This window comes from Dapis brunnea BLCC-M229 (assembly GCF_050015995.1).
GTDB lineage: Bacteria > Cyanobacteriota > Cyanobacteriia > Cyanobacteriales > Microcoleaceae > Trichodesmium.
The window spans coordinates 25,385-35,361 of the sequence record NZ_JBNHEP010000078.1 but is presented as its reverse complement, the minus strand read 5'-3'; the positions used below and the strand labels follow the sequence as shown (position 1 = coordinate 35,361).

General features: G+C 35.5%; 9 protein-coding genes. 4 read left to right on the top strand and 5 right to left on the bottom strand.

The window, feature by feature from the left end:
* The 5 genes from ACP6PM_RS08760 to nagA all read right to left on the bottom strand — a co-directional run.
* On the bottom strand, positions 1-257 hold a 257-nt coding region (locus tag ACP6PM_RS08760), incomplete at its 3' end, for a hypothetical protein (RefSeq protein WP_426583722.1).
* Positions 232-417: a hypothetical protein gene (locus tag ACP6PM_RS08755; RefSeq protein WP_426583720.1), complete on the bottom strand. Its 186-nt coding sequence runs from the start codon at positions 415-417 to the stop codon at positions 232-234. The genes ACP6PM_RS08760 and ACP6PM_RS08755, both read right to left, overlap by 26 nt.
* A gap of 72 nt (positions 418-489) precedes the next feature.
* Entirely contained in the window at positions 490-924 is a 435-nt protein-coding gene (locus ACP6PM_RS08750; protein ID WP_426583718.1) for a restriction endonuclease subunit S domain-containing protein, read from the bottom strand.
* A gap of 269 nt (positions 925-1,193) precedes the next feature.
* On the bottom strand, positions 1,194-1,748 hold the full coding sequence (locus tag ACP6PM_RS08745; protein ID WP_426583716.1) for a type I restriction-modification system subunit M N-terminal domain-containing protein: 555 nt from the start codon (positions 1,746-1,748) through the stop codon (positions 1,194-1,196).
* 664 nt (positions 1,749-2,412) lie between these two features.
* Positions 2,413-3,603: an N-acetylglucosamine-6-phosphate deacetylase gene (gene nagA, locus ACP6PM_RS08740; RefSeq protein ID WP_426583714.1), complete on the bottom strand. Its 1,191-nt coding sequence runs from the start codon at positions 3,601-3,603 to the stop codon at positions 2,413-2,415.
* Positions 3,604-4,442: 839 nt separating this feature from the next.
* On the opposite strand from nagA, the gene ACP6PM_RS08735 reads away from it, so the two are divergent.
* The 4 genes from ACP6PM_RS08735 to ACP6PM_RS08720 all read left to right on the top strand — a co-directional run bounded on the left by ACP6PM_RS08735 (position 4,443) and on the right by ACP6PM_RS08720 (position 9,572).
* The gene (locus ACP6PM_RS08735; protein ID WP_426583712.1) at positions 4,443-5,162 is read left to right on the top strand and encodes a chromophore lyase CpcT/CpeT; all 720 of its coding nucleotides are present in this window, start codon (positions 4,443-4,445) and stop codon (positions 5,160-5,162) included.
* A 630-nt stretch (positions 5,163-5,792) separates the two neighbouring features.
* Complete coding sequence (purE, locus tag ACP6PM_RS08730) at positions 5,793-6,302, top strand: 5-(carboxyamino)imidazole ribonucleotide mutase (RefSeq protein WP_426583710.1); 510 nt, start codon at positions 5,793-5,795, stop codon at positions 6,300-6,302.
* Positions 6,303-6,501: 199 nt separating this feature from the next.
* Entirely contained in the window at positions 6,502-7,968 is a 1,467-nt protein-coding gene (locus ACP6PM_RS08725; protein ID WP_426583708.1) for an ammonium transporter, read from the top strand.
* 737 nt (positions 7,969-8,705) lie between these two features.
* Positions 8,706-9,572: an SGNH/GDSL hydrolase family protein gene (locus ACP6PM_RS08720; RefSeq protein ID WP_426583707.1), complete on the top strand. Its 867-nt coding sequence runs from the start codon at positions 8,706-8,708 to the stop codon at positions 9,570-9,572.
* The last annotated feature ends 405 nt before the right edge of the window (positions 9,573-9,977 follow it).

Here is a 9,977-nt window from a genome sequence, read left to right as displayed (position 1 = left end):
CGGTCTGGTGGAAAAATGGGAAGTTCCATATTTATCCGTTTGGCAAAACTGGAAAATTTGGCAGTCATATCTATTCTATATATATGTCGGCAAAATTGAGGTTGGATAGAGAAAGTAGAAACTCCCCATTTATCCGTTTGGCAAAATAGAAAAATTTGGCAAATACATAATATATAGATATAGAAAGCTTTTTGTTGGGTTGCGCTGTGCTTAACCCAACCTACTATATTATTACTTTGGTTTGTTGGAGTTGGCATTGGTGAATTTACTGGGAGGGCGATATTTTCTGACGTCTATTTTTCCCGTGACTGTTTCATAAATTAGAGTAGTTCGATATTCTTGGATTAATTTTATTTCCTTTTCTATTGTGGCGATCGCCCGGTTGATTTTTTCTGATTTTTTTTCAATGAATGACACTATTTCTTGTTGTTCATAAATTGGAGGTAAAGGAATAGTAATCTGGCAATATCTTGTGGGGTTTAAATTGACTTAGTTGAGACTAACTAAAGATCTTTGTCTTGCTATGTTTAACAAACCATGAGAATTAAGCAAAAAATTTAGATAAACTGGATTAGCATTATCGTTTGCTTTTAATCTAACAAGATAAGAAGCGAAAGATACTTTGTCTTCTTTAGTACCTTGAAAAAGTCCTACCTTACTTACTAACTCTAAACTGTTTGTTCTATTAAATAGTAAGTCACCATATTCTAAAATCAATTTTTGAGGAACACTTTCAAGACTTCCACTCTCAGGAATTAAAACTTTTCCATCTTGTATATTTCCCATCGTCATAATTTTAAATTCTCCTTCACCTCTAATGCTATCTGATATTCCATATCTATAGGATTTTAAACACCTTTTGATTTTTCTCACCTCCCAATGTTTCGGTATTTCTCCTAACCATTCAATGCCAGAAAATTTCATCGGAATATCTGGGTTAAGACCTTTAGTAACTACCTGATTAATAATAACGGTCTTCTGTTATTTCAGTATTTCTATTATCCGTTGTTTTTTGGCAATATATTCATCTATTGGGGCGAGTTTTTAGTCTAGGAAATTAGTGATCGCTTGTTGTGCGTCTAGGGGAGGAGACACAAAATTTGAATCTGTTCTTTCACAGGTATAAAAATCAAATTCACCATCAACTTAATAATATCGCGGGGGGTAAAATGTTCTCCTGCTTCTTCGTTATTTTATTCGTTAAATCTTCTAATTAATTCCTCAAAAACATAACCCATCCCCAAATTAGATAACCCAGGTTGAATAACCTTACCTTTTTTATCTTTTATCGGTTTAGGACTGAGATTAATATCTGAGTCAGTAAACTTTTGAATTAAAGAATAAAGGCGATTATGTTCGACCAAAGTTTCTAATTGGTTGCGGAACTTAAACTTACTGATAATTTCCTGAACATTGTCGCTAAAACCATTCAGATAATCTATCAAATTCTCCTTAATCAGATTAGGTTCATCCAGTAATTTTTTCAGAGTATAGGGAGAAGTATTATAGAAAGGATATTTAATAATATCTGTTAATCCAGATTTATTAGTAATATTCATATTTTCATAAAATTTATTCTCCTCTAAAACTGCTTCTTTAGTAGATTCAAGCAAACAATCTAACCGCCGAATAACAGTCATCGGCAAAATGACATCTCGATATTTTCCCCTAACATAAAAATCCCGCAAAACATCATCAGCAATTCCCCAAATAAAACTAACAATTCCCTTATGTGTACCGTTATCCATTCCTGTAATTTATAGTCAAAAGTAATTAAAGTCGAGAATGAAATTTTACATCAGATTCGGTTATTAATGTGGTAAAACTGACAGGATAAAGATTTTTTGCTTTTTCCCTATCCTCCAAGCAATTTTCTCTGTTCCCTATTCCTTAATTTGGCAAAAAAGAAAAAATGTAGGGAAATCAGATTTAACCTCCCTACAGTAATTCCCAAGACCTCTTGTAAAAGTTTTAATTAAATCAATTTAGAGATATAGAATCAACAACTTCATCCCCCCTATTCCCTATTCCCTATTCCCTGACTTCTGCAAGAAGTCTTTAGATTAATTGAGACTTTCTATTTCTGAGGTAAGAGGGCGGCAAATTCTGAGGTAAGAGGGCGGCAAAATTTTCCAAAGAATCAATTAAAACTGCAGTTTTAGTTAACTGTTTGAGTTCCTGAATATTATCAATTTGACTAACAGCATCCACAATATTTGCAGGTACATTTTTAAACCCAATTTATAACACTGTTATTATTGATTCATGAGCAGATTTTACTATACCAATATGTTCTCATTTCTCTAAACCAATCTGTTCAATACTGGAAATATAAGGTATCTTTTTCTCCACCTCATAATTACATATTTCTGTTGGAAATTGTATTTTCAATTCCTCATTATCAATTATCCATTATCCATTATCCATTATTCTCTGCCAACCCAACTCTATCTCTTGTAGTTTTGGAGACCAAACCCCTACATTATTTACCCGCCATCTTAATAAATCTTTCCCACAGTTGCCAATAATTTCACTCTCCATTCCTAACGCCTTTCGAGGTGCAATAGTCGCCAAATAAATTCCCATCTCAACATCACAAATTCCCCACTTCACCAAATTCTTAACTCCAACCAATAAAGGCAAAGTCGTTCCTGCTAGAGTTCCATCTTGTAATCTAACCGTACCGTTTTTAACTTCTATTTCTCTAGTATCCCACGGGTAAATTCCATCTGCTAATCCTAAAGGTGCTAAAGCATCACTAACCAAAAATATTCCCTGCTGATATTGACTTGCTTTCAACAAAATTTCTATCATTGTTGAACAGACGTGTTGACCATCAGTAATTAAACCGCACATAACGTCAGGATTTGTAATTGCTGCTCCTAATAATCCTGGTTTTCGATGATGTAAACTCGGCATGGCGTTAAAAGCATGAGTTACCATTGAAGCTCCCAATCTAAAAGCTACTTCTGCTTGATTCGCTGTCGCTTGAGAATGCCCTAAACTAACTGTAATTCCTAAATTTTTTAAGTAGGGAATTACTGTTTCTGTACTGTCTAATTCTGGAGCTAAAGTAATTATTTTAACTATCTGAGCATAATCGCCGATTACTTGTTTGACATTTTCAACTGTTAATGGTATTAAATATTCGTTAGGATGAGCACCCCGCTTTTCTGGATTCAGAAAAGGCCCCTCTAAATGTACGCCCCAAATTTTGGCTGTTTCTGGTTCTTGCGGTTGAGAAGCAAAATTGTGAAAAATTTGGAGCGATCGCTGAATATTATCTATAGAAGTAGTGACAATAGTAGGCAAAAAAGCGTCTATTCCTTGTTGCCATAAATATTGACAAATTTCATGTATTTTGGTTATGGAAGTTTCATCTACTTCAGGAAAAGGTAAACCTAAAGCACCATTAATTTGTAAATCAATTCCACCTAGAGAAACCCAGTCTTGTTCCACATCAATAGTAGTAGATGTGGTAGGCAAAAGTTCTTCAGTCTGAGGGATAATTTTCTCAATTTTGCCAGTAGAATTGATTAAAATTTGCTGTAGGTCTTGATAACCAGGAATTTTAGCATTAATAATTTTAGTGGTTAAGTTCACGAGTTTAAATTTTAAATTACAGCTAGGAATATACAGTAGTTTGTACATTGATTAGGCAAAAAATTCTGGGGAATTAGGTAATATGAAATACTAAAATTTTTGCTACAAATGCTTAGGCTGTTTCCAGGAGTCAGGAGCCAGGAGTCAGTAGGAATAATCTATATATCATTTATTATATTTATTAGAGTAAAAATCTGTTTTTGGTCAAATCGACATTTCTAAGTCAAGTTTTTTAACCAGCTAAATTGTTCGTAGCATTCTTTTTTATATTTCATATAATATAGCAATCAGGAATGATTTTGATAGAATTTAAGAACGACTAAGATAAATCAAAACCCTTTTATATTCTGACTCCTGTAGGGGCGATTCGCGAATCGCCCCTACGACTCCTGACTCCTAATTACCACTAAAATCTTACAACTGAAATATGATTGCTATATAGCGCTACGCGCAAGTCAAAAGTCACTCATGCAAAAGGCAAAAGTAATCTATGACTGAGCTTCATAATTTACCAATGTCCGCGCCCTAAATGCGTAGCATTATAGAAAAGAGGAAATAGAGATTATGGTAAAAATTCGGAAGTTAGCGATCGCTCATTAATTTCATAATTTTTCAGGTATTATGGCAGTATTGAAATACTGAAGTACAATTTAAAAGTATGGATTGAAGTACATGATATGAAATATCCGTAATAAATACTTTTTATTAGCAAAAAAAGCTGAATGCTTACAGACTATGTCAAACTATATTTCACCACCTTTCAAAATACCGTATTAGAATTTGTCTTAAATTGAAAGGTAACTTAAGAATAAATTTTTAGTCAAAACAAATCTATTAAAATGCAGAAAAATCTACTTAAAATTTCTACTCTAAGCTTTCTGTTTATAAGTGTTATATTTGCACAAAAAAGTCAAGGTGCAACTATAACATCTGCACCTCCCGTATCATTTCAAGTGAGCCAGGTAGCACAATGGTTCACAGGCTTATTTAACAATACAAAACAAGTAACTAATAACCCAATAGTCCCTCAAATTACAATGTTGAATTGTGGGGTTAAACTTATCGGGAGTGACTTGATGAGAAATACAGAAACAATTTATTTAGAGCAAACAACAGGAGGATTTCCATTTCGGGTAAGGTTGTATTCTTTTTTCAGTAATAATGATTCTCAAGTTACTATTAGTATTAGTCGTTTCCTTGATGAAACTTCTTTACTAGGTTTATGCGGTCGCCCTGAAACAGAACAATTTATTAATGCTAAAAATTTAGATAGCTTTAGTTGTGAAATTAACCTTTCTTGGTTCCAAAATAGTTATGTGGGAAATAACTCACCAGTTGGTTGTCCGACAACTTTTCCTGGAGGTAAAGTTGTTTCTGATGTTTTAATTAAGCCTAATATTATTGAGTCTTTAGATAGAGTTTTTGACAGGAATGATAATCTCTTATTTGGTACACCTATAGCTTTTCATCGAGTAGAAACAGTTCCTGAACCTTCAATATTATTCGGATTATTTGCCTTAAGTGGATTAGGTATAGGAACAGTGCGCAAACATGATTAGTAATTCTGTTTTTTTTGCAGTTTAATGTGAGTTAATAATTATTGTATTGAAGTTCAAAATTAATCATGGTAAAATTATTTCATTGAATTAGTATAAATTTTCAGACTAATTCCTTTTAGTAAGTCATCAAACAACCTATCCGTTCCATTCCTATATGGGGTAACTTTCTACTCTCTCTACTTCATTATCCCCCTAACAATTTTTTGGAGTAAGAGATTGAATGTATCAGGAAATATAAAAAATGACATAGGGAAAAGGGAATAAGAGATAGGAGATAAGGAGAAACAAATCAAGACAAATTTTACTTAAAAATCTAGGAATTATGTGTACCGAAAACTTCTCTATCTACCAAATTTAAATTCCTTCAGATTTAAATTCCTTGAAGCACCACCGCTTTTAGATTTTAGTCATTATTTGCTATCTTAAGACTTATTTGACAAACAGTCTCTAAATTAGAGTAAACCTAATAATTTCCTATGCAAAATTAATTACATATTCTATTTCTATAGAGATCCTGTTCCCTTTTCCCTGTTCCCTCTCTCAACTTTAGGATTTGTATAAAATTATTTTTTCCAAATGGTATAAAAGAAAAAACTAACTGCTAATTTCTTATAACTGATAACTAAATATATGAATCCCATAGTCGGAATTATAATGGGCAGTGACTCAGACTTGCCCACAATGAAAGAAGCGATCGCCATCTGCGAAGAATTTAACATACCCTCCGAAGTTGTCATTGTCTCAGCCCACCGTACCCCTCAAAGAATGTTTGAATATGCCCAAACTGCCCATCAAAGAGGATTAAAAGTTATCATTGCCGGAGCAGGAGGCGCGGCACATTTACCAGGAATGGTCGCATCTTTAACGCCGCTCCCAGTAATTGGTGTACCAGTACAAACCCGAACATTACAGGGAATAGACTCCTTATATTCCATAGTCCAAATGCCAGGAGGAATACCAGTAGCCACAGTAGCGATCGGCAATGCCAAAAATGCTGGCTTATTAGCAGTTCAAATCCTAGCATCCCACCAACCAGAATTATTAGAACAAGTGCAAAAGTACCGCCAGACCTTAGCTGAATCAGTAATAGATAAACAAACTAAGCTAGATCGGATCGGATATCGAAAATATTTAACATAAACTTAACCATTATGCAAATATTTTATGGTAAAAAACTGACAAATACTTGCTATTGTTACTGGCAGAAACTGTTGTAGAAATACTGTCTATCCAACTACTTATAAATCAAAAATAGTAGTAATTGATACAGAAAATTAATACAACAATTAGTGCGATATTTTTTGCATTTGTAATCTAACTAATTAACTTGGTCTTAAAAATGACATCTAAACTAAAGTTTAGGAGCAACAGAACAAAAAACAGACGGTTATTATCAGCAAAATATAGCCGTTTCTTAGAACCGACAGCACTAATAGATCGGCTACGTCGGACAAAATGGTTTTCCCCCACTACATTAGCCTGCATACCTCTAGTATGTCTAATTATTGCTTTGTGGGCAGGAGCAGCAACCGCCCAAGATCAAGAGTTAACCCCAGAATATATAAAAGGGGTTTTAGATGCGATTTGGATTTTGGTAGCTTCAGTCTTTGTAATTTTTATGAATGCTGGTTTCGGAATGTTAGAAACAGGATTCTGTCGCCAGAAAAATGCAGTTAATATTCTGGCGAAAAATTTAATTGTATTTGCCCTAGCTACATTAGTCTATTGGTCTATTGGATTTTCCACAATGTTTGCTGGAGACCATCCCTTTATTGGTGGGGGTGGTTTTTTTCTAACTGGCGAATCTAGTACCTATGGACTAGATCCATTTCCTGCTGGTCTGCCAGTACCCATATTTTTCCTATTCCAAGCAGCTTTTGCCGCCACTGCTGCAACTATTGTCTCTGGAGCAGTAGCAGAAAGAATTGAATTTTCAGCCTTTTTACTGTTTAGCTTATTAATCACAGGTATTTCATATCCCATTACTGGACATTGGATTTGGGGTAGTGGTGGTTGGCTAAGTGAAATGGGTTTCAAAGATTTTGCAGGTTCGACAGCAGTTCACTCAGTAGGTGGTTGGGCAGCATTGGTAGGAGCATATGTACTCGGACCTCGGATGGGTAAATATGATGAAAATAACCAACCAAGAGCTATTCCTGGCCATAATATGGGTTTTGCTACCTTGGGCTGTTTAATTCTTTGGATCGGTTGGTTTGGCTTTAACCCCGGTTCTCAACTTGCAGCAGATGAAAATGTTGTTTATATTGCCGTAACCACAAACCTAGCAGCAGCAGCAGGGGGAGCTACCGCAACTATTACATCTTGGTTGAAAGATAATAAGCCAGACCTTTCAATGATTATTAACGGAGTTTTGGCTGGTTTAGTCGGAATTACTGCAGGTTGTGATGGCGTATCTTATTTAGAGGCAGTAATTATTGGTAGTGTAGCTGGTATAATTGTTGTTTTCTCAGTTTCCTTCTTTGACAAGTTGCAGATTGATGACCCAGTAGGTGCAACATCAGTTCACTTAGTATGTGGCGCTTGGGGTACTTTAGCTGTTGGTATTTTTGTTGAAGGTGCTAATATCTTTACTCAAGCTATAGGTATTATTTCCGTTGGATTGTTTACAGTTATACTCTGCACTATTTTCTGGCTAGCTTTGAAGGCTACTGTGGGTATTCGTGTTCATCCAGAGCAAGAATATCAGGGTTTGGATATTTCTGAACATGGTATGGAAGCTTATAATGGCTTTGTGAAAGAACCTGATGCTCTTGGCACTGCTGTTTCTCACGATCATTCTCAGTAAAATAGCCATAATCCAAGTTCTTTAGATATATATATTAGATATATATATAGGTGGGAAACAGAAACTTAACAAGGTAAGAGAAAAAACTCGTCCGGTATGAAGTGGAAGTCTTGCCTACTATAAATAAAAATCTGAAGACAAGTCAGGAAAGGTAACTTTCCTGGCTGAGTTTAACTACGCCTCTTGAGAGAATAGCCTAGGAAACGAAATCCAAGTCAGTCGGCTAACCGAAACAGGAAGCTCTCACACCTAATAGGAAAACCTACCATTTGCAAGGTGGGGATGATGTTAATTTCTCTAAACATGTTCCAACTTGGGTTTGGTTTTCTTGATTGAGAGGAGTAATAGTTAACGAAAACTCCTGACAAATCTTGTTAAAGTTGCCCATAAGTAATTAGTTAGCTTGAAAAAGAAAAAAGCTAAAAAGTTAATTATACTTGAAAAAGTTAGTAACTTGTTTAACAAGGGAACACTTCCACCCGGCCAAGAACTAAAATTTATCTTCGGATAAATGGTCGTAAGTTTAGTAACGTTAAATAATGAACGTCTGAGTTGCCATAGTGCGGGTTAGAGTAGGCTTCGACCCTCCAAACTCAAACTACGCGTCTTGTTCTATTAGCAAGACTTTGCCTGCAACAGCCATCGCTTTAACTAGTGATGCCATATAGATTCAAGGTTGATGACTTGTGCGTTAGCTTTGAGTAGGTTAAATGTTGCACTAATTGAATTCAGCTACGGTGTTTACTTTCTCTAGAGATGTTCCAACATGGGTTTGGTGTTCTTTGGCTGCTAATGGGCTACTGTCATTGACAGTGGCCATGCTAATTGTAACTAATTACAAGTTGCCAGAAGACCCTCAAGCAAGTGCTACAATTACATCCACTACATCTAACAGTATTGAATCTAATAGACCAAGCCCACTATTTGGGGAAGCTCGAACAGAACTTCTGGCTATTGGGAGAAACCATAAATGGACTTATGAACAATGGGTGGAACAGTTGCAGCGAGAGGCGATCGCTGCGTCTAATAATCGTCCTGACCGTCTAACTGTTTTAGTAGGAGATTCTTTGAGTCTTTGGTTTCCCTCAAAACTTCTTCCCTGGGATAGAAATTGGTTAAATCAAGGAATTTCTGGAGAAACAACGGCCGGTCTATTGAAGAGATTGTATTTATTTGATAGTACCAGGCCAGAAACAATTTTTGTGATGATTGGGATTAACGATTTGGTACATGGGGTGGACGATTGGACAATTCTGGCAAATCAAAGAAGAATTATTCGTCAATTACGAGCTGTTCATCCAGGGAGTCAAATAGTTGTCCAATCTATTTTGCCCCATAGTGGGGAGGCAGCTACCTGGGAAGGTCGCGATCGCCTCGTGCAACTATCCAACAGTCGCATCAGAAAAATTAATCGTAGTCTGAAAGCTTTAGCTGATGGTGAAGGGGCGTTCTTTTTAAATCTTCACCCACTATTTACAGATGCTCAAGGTTTTCTCCGATCTGAATTGAGTACCGATGGCCTACACTTGAATGATAAAGGTTATCAAGTTTGGAGTACAGCAATCAAAATGTATAGCAAAATTAGACTGGAAGAACCTGAGTAATTCAGTTATCAAAACTATAGTGAAACACTAGATTTAGAATTTGCTAGTCGAATTGGCTATAGATTGTCCCATCTATCTAGAGTTTGATCACCCTATTCCCATGAGAATAGATTTCGAGAATTTTGGCTATAGCTAGAAAAAATACTATATATGGAGAGTTAAAACTATAGCGCAACAGTATATCTAGGGTTTTCCCAGAAAATTGGCGATAGATTTTCTCATCTGTTTTATCTAGCTAGACTTTTGTGGCTCTAATTATCGCAATAAATCAATATCTGGAATTTTGGCTGTAGATGAGATGTAGAAAAAATACTATATATATATGGATGGAGAGTTAAAACTATAGCGCAACAGTATATCTAGGGTTTTCCCAGAAAATTGGCGATAGATTTTCTCATCTGTTTT

Bases quoted from the DNA above. Each gene is read 5' to 3' on its own strand.
- purE (WP_426583710.1), top strand. From the start codon at position 5,793: ATGAATCCCATAGTCGGAATTATAATGGGCAGTGACTCAGACTTGCCC.
- ACP6PM_RS08735 (WP_426583712.1), top strand. From the start codon at position 4,443: ATGCAGAAAAATCTACTTAAAATTTCTACTCTAAGCTTTCTGTTTATA.
- ACP6PM_RS08745 (WP_426583716.1), bottom strand. From the start codon at position 1,748: ATGGATAACGGTACACATAAGGGAATTGTTAGTTTTATTTGGGGAATT.
- ACP6PM_RS08750 (WP_426583718.1), bottom strand. From the start codon at position 924: ATGAAATTTTCTGGCATTGAATGGTTAGGAGAAATACCGAAACATTGG.
- ACP6PM_RS08725 (WP_426583708.1), top strand. From the start codon at position 6,502: ATGACATCTAAACTAAAGTTTAGGAGCAACAGAACAAAAAACAGACGG.